Below are 14205 nucleotides of genomic sequence, written 5' to 3' on the forward strand. Positions count from 1 at the left end.
CTTTCACCAGGGGTTAATCGATGCGCCCTTTAGAAAAACGTCCACTCAAAAAATAGCGTTTGCCCAAAATAAAGGCAAAAATCATAAACAGCATAAATTCAATCGGCAGGCGTTTCCATTGCGCATAGAACGTCATGCCTTCATAGGGTTGAACCTCACCTCGCAACACTCCCTCCTCATAAGCCGGAATGGAGGTTTTGATTTGACCGTCCACACCGACAATCGCGGTATATCCGGTATTGGTGCTGCGTGCCACTTCACGCCCCAACTCAAGCGCACGCAAACGCACATCCTGCAGCTGTTGAGCGGGTTCGAAAGTACGGGCAAACCAGGCATCATTGCTCACCGTCAGCAAATACTTCGCTTCCGGCAGATATCTGGCCAGCTCTTCCCCAAACGCCATCTCGTAACAGACACTCAACCCGGCAAGCTGACCGCCCAGCATTAAGGGCGGCTGGTCGGATGGCCCTGCGGTAAAGGTGGAAAACGGAATATCGAACAAATTGGTTAGAAACGCAAACACACCATGAAACGGAAAGAATTCGCTGAACGGAACCAAGTGGCTTTTGTAATAACGCTCTTCGGGATTGCTCAAATTGACCACCGCATTGAAGTACTGGTCTTTTTCATCATTACCGTCAATCACACCGGCGACGATGTCGGTATTCAGCAGCTTGGCATCTTTAATGAAACTGTGCAATGCCCCCTTCTCAACCACATCGTAATAGGTTGGAATCGCAGTCTCCGGCCAGACAACCACATCTGCATCCATATTCTGCTTGGTATGCGATACATAGGTTTTCAAAGTCGGGTAAAAATTCTCCTGTAGCCACTTCTGTTCCTGCGGAATATTGCCTTGCACCAGAGCCACATCAATCGGGTCGCCCACCGGCTGGACCCACTGAACCTGCTGCAACAGCCCCCCGATTGACCAAAGCAAACACAAAAAGGTGCTGGGCCCCAACCAAGAACGTTGTTGCACAAACCACAACAACAAGCCGGCGCTCAGAGCGACCGCCCAGCTCATGCCCAATACGCCGAGAACAGGCGCATAGCCTTGCAACCAGGTATCCAGATGAGTGACGCCAACCTGCAGAAACGGAAAACCGCCAAACAGGGTGCCACGCAAATATTCACCCAAAACCCATACCGCGGGCAACAGACCAAACAACATCAGACCGGGGCGTTTGGCGTCATTAAAATAAAAAGCCAGCCAGCCGGAGAAAGCGGAATAGAGAGACAGGAAAAACACAAAGGCAAAGGTGGCCAAAACAGCCGCCACCAGCGGCACGCCCGAATAGAAATACATGCTGGAAAATAGCCAGCTCACCCCTACACCAAACAGACCCAAACCAAACCATAAACCGCGTTTGAAAGCGTCAAGGCGACTTTCAGCATGCATCCATAACCAGAAAATCCCGGCCAGCGCCACTAAAATTACCGGCGAAAACTCAAAGGGAGCAAACGCCAAAACCGAAGCCCCGCCCAACAAAAAGGCGATCAAATCGAATTTTTTAGGAATGAAGATCGCCAGCAGGGACGGCCAAACTTTTCTCAATTAAAGATTCTCCGGCTCATCCTGCTGTTCGGACGCTTCCAAAGGTTCAAGCGGTTTGACCAGAAACAGGTCGGCGCGGCGTTCACTGGCTTTGAGGACTTTAAAGTAAAGTCCGTAAAGTTCGATTTCTTCGTCTTCCACCGGCACATGCCCAAGCTCCAACGCCAGGGTACCGCCAATGGTTTCACTTTTCTCGTCGGAGATATCCACGTTAAAGAATCGGTTGAACTCATCCAATGCGGTAATCGCCTTGACCGAATAAGCACCGCCCACATGATTGAGGATATTATGATCACTATCCACATCATGCTCATCGGCGATGTCGCCAACAATCTGCTCAAGCACATCCTCGATGGTGACCAGGCCTGCCAGTTCTCCATATTCGTCGACCACCAAGGCCAAATGATTGCGACTGGATTTGAAATCGTGCAACAGCATGTTCAAACGCTTGCTTTCGGGCACAAATGTCGGCTCGCGATAAATCGCTTCCAACTCCTCTTTGGAGGTCAATTCACCCTTAACCACGGCACGGAACACATCCTTGGCCAGCAACACCCCGACGATTCCGCCCTGAGTGCCTTCAATCACCGGATAACGCGAATGCGAGGTTTCCAGCATTTTTTCCAAAATAGTTTCCAGCGATTCGGACGCATCCACCACCTCAATATGCATCCGCGGGATCATAATATCTCTGACGCGTGCCTCACAGACATTCAACACCCCTTCAATCATCAACTGCTCATCATTGTCGATGACCCCTTGAGACTGCGCTTCCTTAATGACTTCTAAAAGTTCTTCCCGACTCTCCGGTTCACCTGAAAATACCTTTCCAAGACGCTCTAACCACGAAGAGCCGCTACTACTGTCACTCATTAGTTTTTGTTACCTTTTTTATAAAAAATGCCGGATGAATCAACGTTCATCCGCCTGATAAGGATTGTCGTAACCCAAACCGTGAAGAATTTCGATTTCCAAGGCTTCCATCTCTTCGGCCTCATCGTCATCAATATGGTCATAACCCTGCAAATGCAAGGTACCGTGTACAATCATATGCGCCCAATGCGCTTCCAGCGCTTTATTTTGCGCCTTGGCTTCTTGCTCCACCACGTCGGCACAAATCACCAAATCCCCCAAATAAGGCAAAGCCTCACCCAAATCCAGCAGGCCTGGTGGGTTTTCAAATTCAAAGGAAAGTACGTTGGTGGGCTTGTCTTGATTGCGATAATCGCGATTCAGCGTCTGGCTCTCTTCGGCGTCCACGATACGAATGGTCAACTCATTGGCTTCATTGGCCAATTCCCCGACCAGACTGGCCTGAACCCACTCTTCACACTGTTCAAGTGTCGGAATATCCTGGGCATCAATCGCCCACTGCAAATCCACCTCAACCATGTCACCGCCCCCACTATTATTGATTGCCACGCACCTATAAAACCAAATAACTAAACTTTAGCGTGCTTACGGTCATACTGATCGTAAGCTTTGACGATTTTCTGAACCAAAGAGTGGCGCACCACGTCCTTGGCCTGATAAAAGGTAAAGCCGATGTCCTCGACGCCTTCCAGCACCTCAATCACATGGCGCAGCCCCGACTTCTGATGTTTGGGCAAGTCGCACTGGGTAATGTCGCCGGTGATCACTGCCGTGGAGGAGAATCCCATCCGCGTCAAAAACATTTTCATCTGTTCGGTGGTGGTGTTTTGCGCCTCATCCAAAATAATAAACGCCTCGTTCAGGGTACGCCCACGCATAAACGCCAGCGGTGCGACCTCAATCACATTCTTTTCAATCAGACGCTCGACCGTTTCAAAGCCCAACATTTCAAACAGGGCGTCAAACAGCGGGCGCAAGTACGGATCGACCTTCTGGCTCAAATCCCCGGGCAAAAAGCCGAGTTTTTCACCCGCCTCCACCGCCGGACGCGTCAAAATAATGCGGCGCACCTTTTCGTTTTCCAATGCTTCCACCGCACAGGCCACCGCCAGATAGGTTTTACCGGTTCCCGCCGGGCCGATACCGAAATTGATATCGTGCTCTTTGATCGACTTCACATACTGCGATTGATTAGGGTTGCGGGTCTTAATCACCTTGCGGCGTGTCTTGATCAGCTGTTGATCCACGGTTACAGGCTGTGGCTCATCCAAACCCAAATTGTGCAACGCCAAATGTAGTTTTTCCGGATCAAGCGTCTCCTGCGCTGTTTCCTCATACAGATCCAGAATCAACTGCTCGGTTTGCACCAGACGATCACCCAAACCGGTAATGGAAATATTGAACCCCCGGGAGTTGATTTCCACTCCCATGCGCAACTCAATCTGCTCCAAATGCTCGTTATGCCAGCCAAACAGGTTCTGCAGGCGCTCATTATCCTCAGGATAAAGTTTAAATTGAATAGTGTGCAGTGCTGACAATAGTGCGTCTCGGAAACTAAAAAATGGAAAAACGGGATTCAAAAGCCTGATGTCATACCATACAACAAGCTTTCAACCTTAATAATACTGTTTTTATGAAATTTCAATGACGAATCCGTTTGATTGACTTCTCATAGAGAGTCACATCAAACGGAGCCATTTCCTGAATGGCGGTCACAATTAAGTTTAGAGAGCTTTGCACGAGTGGAGCGCGAAAGAAAAATGAGGAAAAAATTGGCTGATTTTTAACCATTTTTATTCGTGCAACCATCTCGTGTTTATACCCTTTGGGTGCAAAGCTCTCGTTTAGTCAGTTTACAACGCATGAAATTGCGGTGCAACGTGTTTATCCGCTTCCGGTGTTGCCACCACTTTGCCACGCAGTGAATTGGCAAAGGCTTCGGTGATCTCCACGTCCACAAACTGGCCGATCAACTCCGGCGAACCTTCAAAATTGACCACCCGGTTATTTTCGGTGCGCCCTGCCACTTCGTTGAATTTATTGCGTGACAAACGTTCCACCAACACACTTTGCACCGTACCCAGCATGCCTTCGCTGATTTCGGCAGTCTGCTTGTTCAGCAGTTCCTGCAAGGCATACAAACGGCGCTTTTTCTTTTCCAGCGGTTCCTCGTCCGGCAGGCTCGCGGCTGGGGTGCCCGGACGCGGACTATAGATAAAGCTGAACGAACGGTCGTACTTCAACTCTTCGACCAGCGCCAGGGTTTCTTTGAAATCGTCACAGGTCTCACCCGGAAAACCGATAATGAAATCGCCCGACAAACTCAAGTTAGGACGCAAAGCACGGATTTTTCGAATGGTCGATTTGTATTCCATCACCATGTGATTGCGTTTCATCAACGCCAGCACGCGGTCGGCACCCGATTGGATCGGCAGATGCAGATGCGACACCAATTCCGGAATTTCCGCATAACAATCGATGATGCTCTGCGTCATCTCATTGGGGTGCGAGGTAGTGAAGCGGATGCGGTCGATCCCTTCCACCGCACGCACCGCATGCATCAACACCGCCAAATCGGCAATTTCGCCGTCGGCCATCACCCCGCGATAAGCATTGACGTTTTGACCCAACAGATTCACTTCACGCACGCCCTGTGCCGCCAGAGAACGGATTTCGTGCATCACATCCTCAAACGGACGACTAACCTCTTCACCACGGGTATAAGGCACCACGCAGAAAGTACAATATTTGGAACAGCCTTCCATCACCGACACCATCGCCGAGACACCACTGACTTCCGGTTCCGGCAGGTTATCGAACTTCTCGATTTCCGGAAAGGTGATGTCGATGACCGCTTTTTTCTTTTTGATGTGGTCATCGCCGCGCATTTCTAACGCCTGATCGATCATGGCCGGCAAACGATGCAACGTCTGCGGCCCGAAAATCACATCCACACTCGGCGCACGCTGACGAATCACCTGGCCTTCCTGTGACGCCACACAACCACCCACGCCAATGACGCGATTGGGTTTCGCAGCCTTCCATTTGGCCCAACGCCCCAATTCCGAGAACACCTTTTCCTGCGCCTTCTCGCGCACCGAGCAGGTGTTCATCAACACCACGTCCGCCTCTTCCGGCTCGGTCACCAGCTTCAGACCATGGGTCTTTTCCAATAAACTCGCCATCTTGTCAGAATCGTATTCGTTCATCTGACAACCGTAGGTAATAACGTAAAGTCCGCCAGTAAAAGGGGTGGTTTGCGACATACTTGTTTTCCGTGCTCGATATAGGGTTAATTACACAATTAATGCAAAGTCCATGACAAAGCTATGTAACTGAATATTATATAAAAATTAAGGTCGCGTATTCTAACACACAGACTTAACTATGTGCGTAAAAAGCAGCGGACTAAAACGAAACAAACATTCTACTAATCAACCTATTCACTGACACGCCTTTTATTAGAGCGTTCCAATAATTGCTCGGCTTGAACAGCGTATGCTTTATAAACTTTTGGCAACATTTCTTGCTGTCGATACCAAAGTAAATACTGTTTTAAATCATAAAAATTATTATCCCTAACAGCCTGATGAAACAAATTTTGCATATTATTCAAAACCAACTCCCGGTACAACTCATTACCTGAAGCGTATTTAAAGTATCCCTTTACTTCTTGTTCTGGATATTTTTTATATAAAAACAATCTGTTTTTAAAGTAATAAGTCTCAAAAGAAGCAGAGGCGCTTTGGTAAGCGTATCGCGCAATAGCCAAAACCATAACCAAAAGAACCACTACAACCCCAACCTGAATCATTCGAGAAAGTTGAAACTTAATTACTTGCGTTTTGAACTGTGTACCATAAACCAACAGCAATAACACCAAAAAATAATGTGTGGCTGACAATTCAAAAGGATAAGAAACCAACGCCTGAAGAATCAATGGCAAAGAGAGCGCCAGTAAAACAAAAAAACGCTCCCTCCCTTGTTTAAACCAATTCACCAGTAAAGCAATCAAACCCAACAAGATTGGCAACATACCAATCACACCAACTTGAATCAACCAATACAACAATTCATTGTGAGGATGTGTGATCCGGCTGATATCAAAATTTACAATCCGAGAATCCAACCATAGCTGATGTGCAAATATGAATTCCTGAAGTGCCGACGGATAATTACCTATGCCCACCCCGAACCAAAAGTTTTCTAAAAACAATTTCAAACCGCTTTCATACATAAACCAACGGATGTCTAATCCCGTCAAGACACTTGAAAACTTATCAGCAACATTAACCCCTACAACCGGTACAAAAAGGTTCAATGACAACCCAAGCAAGGATGCGATTACCCATAGTCCTAGCGAGGACTTATGATTATATAACCTCATGCGCGCGCCCCAAAGCAATAAAGCCACACCGATGGTTAATGCCAAAAACCCAACGCGAGAACCACTATTCGTCACTAAAAACACACCCAAAAATGCAAGCGCATATAATGGAAAACGCCCCCAAACATTCAAACGCTTGAAGCTTGGCTGTAGTAACAAAAACACACTCAACACCACTGCAAATGCCATAAAGCTGGCAAACATGTTTTTTTGCTGCAAAGAGCCAAGATACGCATTATGCATTTTAAGAGGAAAGTATCCAGACAAGGTATAGAGCACACCGAAAGGATCGAAACGCTGGTCTAAAGCAATCAACCCCTGAATCAAACCAAGAATCACGAACGCGTAAAACAACGAAAACCAATGATGATTTTCCCAGCGATACTGCATCAGAGCAAATACAAACAGGAAGCCAACAAATATAGCACCGGCTTGATACTTGTACTCATACCAATCACTAGTTTGCAAACCACCAATAATCAACAGTAATGTAAAAGGAAAAGAAAATACGACAACAAATAAGGAAACAACCAGACGCTTGGAAGATATTATTCTATATAGGTTCCAAACAATAAAAAGACTCGCTACAACATATACACCTAAGTTGTATGGCGTTATCAGACCCGATTGCTGACCGATATTAGGCACTGAAAAAAGATTAGCATAATAGAGAATCCCTAATAAGATTAGGCCAATTAGATTAACTGTAGTTTGAAGCATACAAAGCTCTTAGAAATAAAAAAGCCCGCATCAGCGGGCTTAAAAAATAACGCTTTATTATTTCAACTGTTTACAAAATGTTACCCCTGCTTCACTATCTGCATCATAAGCAACACTTGATCTATACTCCCCTGTTGTTGCAACACCATCATCAAGTTTATTATCAATATTTAGTGCAATGCGGTTAGGTACCAAGCTAGCACATACATATTTAACATCATCCTCAAGATTAGTACCATTACCCCCATCATTTTCATATGACAGCACACCATCCAATGCATGATCAGGGCCATCAGAATCCGCAGAAGTTCCTAAGGTACCGCCAATAAAACCTTCATTTTTTAAGTTAAACCAAAAAGAATCATCCGTAGTACCAGGATAAGATCCTGTACGATCACGATAAGCCCAATAAGCAGCTGAAACACCTTCAAGATCCTGCGTTACACTTTTAACTTTTGAGTTTTCAATCAACTCTTGACCTTTCAATACACCACCCAGTAGTAAACCGATGATGACCAATACGATTGCGATTTCCACCAGGGTGAAACCCTTTTGGTTTTGCAGTTTTGTTTGTACGTTTTTCATGTTCATTCCTCACAAATTAAAGAAGTTACCTTTCTCTAGGTGGTTCCATCATAGCAAACCGTTTTAAACAAAAAAGAGTAAAAGTTTTTTACTCCTACCATCAGGGGGCTAAATATTGAGGCAGATCAACTTAAGGCGGGTAAATTGTTGAGTTTGAGCTCAAAATTCAACTGCTGGTCATGCTGATGAAAGGCGATCTCACTGCCGACTTGTTTGAGCAGTTCACGAGTTAGAAACAGCCCCAACCCCATGCCGCTCTCACTGGTGGTCCAGAAAGGTTCAAACAGGCGTTCGGACTTTAAAGGTTCCAGACGGCCGTCTAGACAACTCTGTATCTCTACCAGCGCCCCCTCTTCTCCTTGCGATTGCACCTTGATAGAGAGTCGACAGTCTCCACCGGGGTGATCTCGATAATTGCCCAATAGGTTTTTAAACACCTCCAACAGCACCGGTCGCGCAATGCGCACCGATGCACCGCCAGTCAAGTCGGCCTGCAACTGGTACATATACAGCACTTCTTCAATTAGGATATTCAAATCAACCGAATCATCGGCAAAAAACTCTTGTAAGGGCTGCTTCATCTGTTGAATGGTATTGCTGGCCCTTAAAGCCATCACCGGTAAGGTGCTTTGCAGACGATTGAACAGTTTAAGCTTGTCCTGATCGTTATCAATGCATTCAACCTGCTCGCTGAGCAACTGGATAAACTGGGCGATGTTTTTGACTTCATGCTGAACAAACATTTGGTAACGTTCCAAACGTTTTTGTGAGGCGAGAATCTCGGCATGCTTGTGATCCAGATCCTGTTGCAGGATTTGGCTAAACGTTGTAACAATCAGGCTTAACCAGCTACTGCGTTCGCCGCGGTACTTGGGTAGATCAAACTGCAGCTCAAAACGCATATCGTCACGTTCCAAGAGTATATTCCGGTAGTTGGCTTTCGCGTGCTTTTGGCCAAAGCCTTCAAAACGTTGCTCGCCAAACCAATCAATTTGCGCTTGCAGCGACAAAATGCCAGCCTTCTCCAATATTGGCCAGGCCTGTTCAAAAAAATCTAACGCATCCTGCCCCACCTGCTGATTCAATTCATATAGTTGGGCAATTCTTTGGCTGAAACGGGCGGTTTGCTGATGGACGTAATAGGCCACCAACAGCAACACAAATCCAAACCCCACCAATCCGAGCGAAACCGCATCAACAAAAAAATTCATTGTCTTCCTACTGCCCTTCTTATGGGGTGGTGAGTGTTAATACATCATTCTAAACTTTTTTATAACATTTAGCCCATGCTTGTCACCCCGAACAACTTTTTCTGTCATATAAAAGAAAGTGTAGAAAAGATATGCCTTAAATGAGTAATCGGGATGTCAGACTGCAGTGTCACCCTGAGCTTGTCGAAGGGTCTTCAGCCGCCTTGCACACCCTTGCAAGATCCCTCCACTTCGGTCGGGATAACATATGGTAAGTGAAATGCTTTTTTGAAAATGAACAGGCCTGGTTAAAGTCTGGGTTAAACACCCCCATAAACACTTACTCTCTCTGCAGGCCGTATTTTTTAATCAAATAATAGACGTTTTCACGTTTAATCCCCAACTGGCGGGCGGTTTCATGCACATTAAAGTCGGTGTCAGCCAACACCTGCTTGAGCAATTTTTCTTCGGCCTGATTGCGAATCTGTTTCATGCCTTCACCCAAACTGGCTTCAATCTCAACCCTTTGAACCCCTTCCTGCGTTTTAAGCTTTTGGGCTTGCTCATAAAAGAGCACCGCGCGCCTGACCGAAATCAACAACGCCTCCTGAGACACCGGCTTTTCAAGAAAATCGAACGCGCCCTGCTTTAAGGCTAAGTAAGAGGTAGCCTGTGCATTTTGTCCCGTCAGAACAATGGTTTTGGCTGGCGATTGATGGTTTGCCAACCAGTCCAACACCGCCAACCCTTCCTCGGGCGTATGCTCATGAGGCGGCATGCCCATATCGAGCACCACCGCATGCGGGGCATGCTGTTTTAGGACTTGCAGGGCCTGTTTACGCGAATCGGCTTCCAACACCTCATACCCGGCGCTTTCCAATGAAAAACCCAGCATGCCACGCAGTGCTGGGTCGTCGTCGATGATTAAAATCAAAGAACTCATTCAGAATTATGGCCTGACCAATTCGCTGCCGTTTGGAACATAGTTGTAGTTAATCGAATCAAAGTCCGTCACGGTTCCACCATAATCTGTCAACATCTGATTCCAGTCTGCCTCAGACTTTGTAGTGTACAGTTCATTGGTGCCTGAACCTCCATCCAGCACACCGCCCGCTAGGTCGCCGTAAAGATACAGTTTATCGTCATCATTATTCATCAACACCGTTCCGGTGACATCGCCTTTGATGACGACAATATCATTTCCTTTTCCGGCATCAATCTCACCAATGACCGCGCCGCCAATTTCACTGATATCATCCCCGTCACCTAAAGTCGCCTGCCCACGGAGCAATATGGTACCCAATACATAGAGATCATCATTGTCCTGCCCCATGTCGGCATTACCGCCGGCTTTGATATTCCCCACCAGCTTCAACTTATCCTCACCGTCTTTTAGTTGCACATTGGCATCCAGATTTCCGCCAAGACCATCATCATCGGTATCGATGTAAAAAGAATTATCCTCACCGTTACCCACGTTCAAGTCGTTTGCCGAATCCACATCGCGACGAATGATTACCTCGTAACCTGCGTAATCCGAGTCCGTAACAGTTAAAGAGATGTTATTGAGCAGATCCAATACCTGCTGTTTGATTTCATAACCGGAAATCGTCACCATCTGATCATCATAATTGGAATCACTGAAAACACTCTTCCAAAGCAACAAATCATTGTCACAGTTCTCATTCTCTTTGCCGCTTTCGACATTACATGACGCCAATGAGGTAGCACCGCCATTCTCATTAAAGGCCACGATCACTGCAGGAATCGCACTTACCTCAACATTACTGGCCGTCGAGTTACAAGCCGTCGCCTCTTTTTTACAAACAGTATAACTTTCAGCAACGATTGGATTATCTCTTGTGGGAGGTGTTTGCAAATCAAAAGCCGGTGGGCTTTGGTTACCGAAGTAACTTGCTGAATCCGTTGGATCCGCAATGGCCGCAGCGCTTGTGGCATTGGTGTTAATACCATATGCAAATACATTTCCATATTCATCGCTGGTCACATCAAACCCCAAACCGATGTCATCAAACGGTACCGTTCCTTTGCTGGCGGTACATTCAAAACTGGCTTCACGGTTCTCGATACCATCATTATCCGTATCTGGACAAGGCATATGGCGATTCACCAACACATAATCCAACATCGCACGTTTGGTGACCTGTAAATTGCCCATGGTGTGAGCTTGATTGGCATTGTCTATGTAAGCCCCTACTGTACTGAAACCTGCCCCAATCAAAATCGAGATAATTCCCAATACAATTGCGATTTCAACCAAGGTAAACCCTTTCTGAATTTTCATCGCTCTACTTTTCATCTGAATTCTCCCGTGCCAATAATGGCCACTTTTGCTTGATTGACTGTGACCCAGGTAACAAAGTCCCGGTTTTCCCCCGTCTGGGTATCCACAAAGACTCGATCATCATCACAATTTTCCATTTCATCTGATGTGCCACCGGTGCAATTATCACGATTTACCTCTTTTCCATTCGCACCCCATGAAACCACCGTTGCAACCACGCCCTCACTTTTCTGATTACCATTCTCATCATTCACAATAATGTTTAATGACCCGCTTACACCTCCAAACGGAGGCGTGGCCAAATGAAAAAATGGGGGTAAGGTCACATTGGTTGTCGGGCGTGGATCCGTTGTATTGGTGCAAGTTGACGAACACACATCGTTGCAGTTAGAAGAAGCGGTAATGTCCGCGCAATAATAAATATTCGTATCCGGACATAACCACATATCGGCCTGGCTTCTTGTTCCAGCCTTACCCAACACACTGGCTGGCTCGCAACTGTCATTCACATAAGTCGAACTTTCGGCTCTTTGATGCACACGGTAATAGTAAGGATTACCCCACGCATCCTTTTCAGGAACCCCCAAATCATTAAAAGGCAAGGTACCTTCGCGATCAACACACACCTCAACACCGCTCGACACACTTCGGTTTTCAAGACCGTCACCATCCGTGTCTGGACATGGCACATAGGCATTGACCGACAAGTAAGTTCGCATGGAATCATGGATACGTGCCATATTCTTTTGCTCTTCCATTTTATGGTCGGTATCAAAAACCAAACCAAAAATCCCATTAAACCCAGCCAAAACCAAAGTCAGAATCAACAGGCCTATGGTAATTTCAATGATTGAAAACCCTTTCTGATTCATTATGGACATACCGCACCCCAAGACCGCCAATTACCACCACCAGGATTGGTCGTCGCATCGTAATCGTTATACCAATGCTGCATAGTGCTATCAATATCCGTGTAGTCACCGGAAGGGTCAATTCCCTGCAAGCGCCTTCTTTCAACACACACCCGGTGCGCAACCAAAGCAATCCATTCATTATAGGTAATCCCAATAATCTGATCGGCTGTGTCCGAATCGGTAATATCAGGCGTACCGGAGACAAAATTAGCATCACCGTCTTTATTCGCGGCATCCAAACCATCGTCCCCCGCATCAATGATCAGTGCGACATAACCACCCACCCCATTCAAACTCAAAATAGGATCAAACGGATCTAAACTATTTGAAGCAGAGGCCGGGTCTCCCACTAAATTATCCGGGTACAAGGGTGCATAACGTTTTGGACCGGTGCCGCCAACATTATTGTAATTGGTGTTCTGGGCACTGAATCTTTCATCCAGAAAATAAAAATATCGACCCGCTTCGGCAAAAAAAACATTACGAGTCGAGATATTCGCGGGGACAAAGCCTGAACACATTTCGGTACCGTTGCATGACCCCAACCCTACCGCACTGGTCGGATCGGGAACATAACCACTCCCCGCCACACCTGAAATCAGCGGATTGCCGCAATTGGCTTCGGTACTGTTCAAACTCCCATCCCCATTCAAATCCGGACACGGAAAATATCCCGGCGGCGGAATCTTATCACTGCCTTCCATATCGCCACTGCTGGAATCAGTCATATAGATTTCGGGCTGTAAAACCGAAAACTCCAACAAGCGCGCCTTGACCAGTTTCAACTCACTCAAGTCCTGTTCAATCTGCTCATTTTTAAAGATTGAAATCAAACTTTGATGCTTGGTTGAAAGCCACAAGGACGCAATAATCACCACCACGACAATGAACAGCATGATCACAAATCCATTTTGTTTATGGCACGGTTTCATAGAACATCCTTTTTTCATTAAATGGCCTTACAACCATATTCCATAATCTAAGTATAGAACAAAACAGCATAAACAAGAAATCCCACCTTAGTGGGATTTATCAGTTATTTACATCAATCAATCTCAAAAAACGAGTGTTACCATAAGCTTATGCCTTTGGCCTGTTGCTCCAGCACCCACTGTTGAAAGGCGGGCGGGCCATAGGCCAGGGTCAAAGGATTTTTCTCAAGTTTGTCGCTTTTAGGATCCTGCTGCTGATAAATCAGTGGGCGCATGGTCTTTTCGGCATACTGCATCAGCCATTTCAAGGTTTCTTCTGGAATCTCACGCCCGACCGGCACCGCCAAATCGACCGCCAAGCCTTGCCAGGTGAGCAAACCGTCAATCACCAAGGCACCGCATTCGTTGGGTCTAAAGTCGTCCGGCAACTTAGAGCCTTGCTTGACCCAAGCGCATTCAAATTGACGACACGGATCGACCGGACGGTTTTCATAGTCGTCACAGCCTTTTCCGGTACTGTGCGGGCATGGATGCCCGGGGTAAGCCTCACAGCCTTTGACTTTGATTTGCACCCAACCATCGCAACAGGCCGTGCAGGGTTGACAACTTCTTTGCATTCTTAGTCCTTCATCAAAACTTTATTACAATTTTGTGACAGAGTATAACGCTTAGAAATGTAAATGAGTGATGAACCGGGATAGATATTTTTTTACAGGCAATAAAAAAGCCCCGCCTGACAAC

General features: G+C 46.6%; 13 protein-coding genes. All 13 read right to left on the bottom strand.

Annotated features, from left to right (window positions below; translation table 11 throughout):
- Positions 1-13: 13 nt before the first annotated feature.
- On the bottom strand, positions 14-1558 hold the full coding sequence (lnt, locus tag B076_RS0110060; RefSeq protein WP_028487199.1) for an apolipoprotein N-acyltransferase: 1545 nt from the start codon (positions 1556-1558) through the stop codon (positions 14-16).
- Positions 1559-2431: an HlyC/CorC family transporter gene (locus B076_RS0110065; protein WP_028487200.1), complete on the bottom strand. Its 873-nt coding sequence runs from the start codon at positions 2429-2431 to the stop codon at positions 1559-1561.
- A gap of 39 nt (positions 2432-2470) precedes the next feature.
- Positions 2471-2980, bottom strand: coding sequence for an rRNA maturation RNase YbeY (ybeY, locus tag B076_RS0110070; protein WP_322785320.1), 510 nt, complete (start codon positions 2978-2980; stop codon positions 2471-2473).
- A 20-nt stretch (positions 2981-3000) separates the two neighbouring features.
- Complete coding sequence (locus B076_RS0110075) at positions 3001-3969, bottom strand: PhoH family protein (protein WP_028487202.1); 969 nt, start codon at positions 3967-3969, stop codon at positions 3001-3003.
- 315 nt (positions 3970-4284) lie between these two features.
- Positions 4285-5697 carry a tRNA (N6-isopentenyl adenosine(37)-C2)-methylthiotransferase MiaB gene (miaB, locus tag B076_RS0110080; protein WP_028487203.1) on the bottom strand — a complete coding sequence of 471 codons (1413 nt, stop codon included), beginning with the start codon at positions 5695-5697 and terminating at the stop codon, positions 4285-4287.
- Between the two features lie 173 nt (positions 5698-5870).
- Positions 5871-7538: an O-antigen ligase family protein gene (locus tag B076_RS0110085; RefSeq protein ID WP_084205758.1), complete on the bottom strand. Its 1668-nt coding sequence runs from the start codon at positions 7536-7538 to the stop codon at positions 5871-5873.
- Positions 7539-7595: 57 nt separating this feature from the next.
- A complete protein-coding gene (locus B076_RS13095) occupies positions 7596-8123 on the bottom strand; it encodes a prepilin-type N-terminal cleavage/methylation domain-containing protein (RefSeq protein ID WP_028487205.1) in 528 nt (175 codons plus the stop codon).
- Between the two features lie 125 nt (positions 8124-8248).
- The gene (locus tag B076_RS0110095) at positions 8249-9334 is read right to left on the bottom strand and encodes an ATP-binding protein (RefSeq protein WP_028487206.1); all 1086 of its coding nucleotides are present in this window, start codon (positions 9332-9334) and stop codon (positions 8249-8251) included.
- A gap of 319 nt (positions 9335-9653) precedes the next feature.
- Positions 9654-10256 (bottom strand): response regulator, encoded by a 603-nt coding sequence (locus B076_RS0110100; protein WP_028487207.1) that lies wholly within the window; start codon positions 10254-10256, stop codon positions 9654-9656.
- Between the two features lie 6 nt (positions 10257-10262).
- Positions 10263-11633 carry a prepilin-type N-terminal cleavage/methylation domain-containing protein gene (locus tag B076_RS0110105; RefSeq protein ID WP_084205759.1) on the bottom strand — a complete coding sequence of 457 codons (1371 nt, stop codon included), beginning with the start codon at positions 11631-11633 and terminating at the stop codon, positions 10263-10265.
- Positions 11630-12499: a type II secretion system protein gene (locus tag B076_RS13100; protein ID WP_157753554.1), complete on the bottom strand. Its 870-nt coding sequence runs from the start codon at positions 12497-12499 to the stop codon at positions 11630-11632. The genes B076_RS0110105 and B076_RS13100 overlap by 4 nt, the downstream gene beginning before the upstream one ends.
- Positions 12490-13464, bottom strand: coding sequence for a hypothetical protein (locus B076_RS0110115; RefSeq protein ID WP_028487210.1), 975 nt, complete (start codon positions 13462-13464; stop codon positions 12490-12492). Before B076_RS0110115 ends, B076_RS13100 begins: the two co-directional genes overlap by 10 nt.
- A 137-nt stretch (positions 13465-13601) precedes the next feature.
- Positions 13602-14081, bottom strand: coding sequence for a hypothetical protein (locus tag B076_RS0110120; protein ID WP_028487211.1), 480 nt, complete (start codon positions 14079-14081; stop codon positions 13602-13604).
- Positions 14082-14205 lie beyond the last annotated feature (124 nt).

Source organism: Thiomicrorhabdus chilensis DSM 12352 (genome assembly GCF_000483485.1).
In the GTDB taxonomy this organism is placed as follows: domain Bacteria; phylum Pseudomonadota; class Gammaproteobacteria; order Thiomicrospirales; family Thiomicrospiraceae; genus Thiomicrorhabdus; species Thiomicrorhabdus chilensis.

Coding starts and splice junctions, on each gene's coding strand:
- B076_RS0110105 (WP_084205759.1), bottom strand. CDS start 11,633: ATGAAAAGTAGAGCGATGAAAATTCAGAAAGGGTTTACCTTGGTTGAA.
- B076_RS0110115 (WP_028487210.1), bottom strand. CDS start 13,464: ATGAAACCGTGCCATAAACAAAATGGATTTGTGATCATGCTGTTCATT.
- B076_RS0110120 (WP_028487211.1), bottom strand. CDS start 14,081: ATGCAAAGAAGTTGTCAACCCTGCACGGCCTGTTGCGATGGTTGGGTG.
- miaB (WP_028487203.1), bottom strand. CDS start 5,697: ATGTCGCAAACCACCCCTTTTACTGGCGGACTTTACGTTATTACCTAC.
- B076_RS13095 (WP_028487205.1), bottom strand. CDS start 8,123: ATGAAAAACGTACAAACAAAACTGCAAAACCAAAAGGGTTTCACCCTG.
- B076_RS0110085 (WP_084205758.1), bottom strand. CDS start 7,538: ATGCTTCAAACTACAGTTAATCTAATTGGCCTAATCTTATTAGGGATT.
- B076_RS13100 (WP_157753554.1), bottom strand. CDS start 12,499: ATGTCCATAATGAATCAGAAAGGGTTTTCAATCATTGAAATTACCATA.
- B076_RS0110100 (WP_028487207.1), bottom strand. CDS start 10,256: ATGAGTTCTTTGATTTTAATCATCGACGACGACCCAGCACTGCGTGGC.
- B076_RS0110095 (WP_028487206.1), bottom strand. CDS start 9,334: ATGAATTTTTTTGTTGATGCGGTTTCGCTCGGATTGGTGGGGTTTGGA.
- B076_RS0110065 (WP_028487200.1), bottom strand. CDS start 2,431: ATGAGTGACAGTAGTAGCGGCTCTTCGTGGTTAGAGCGTCTTGGAAAG.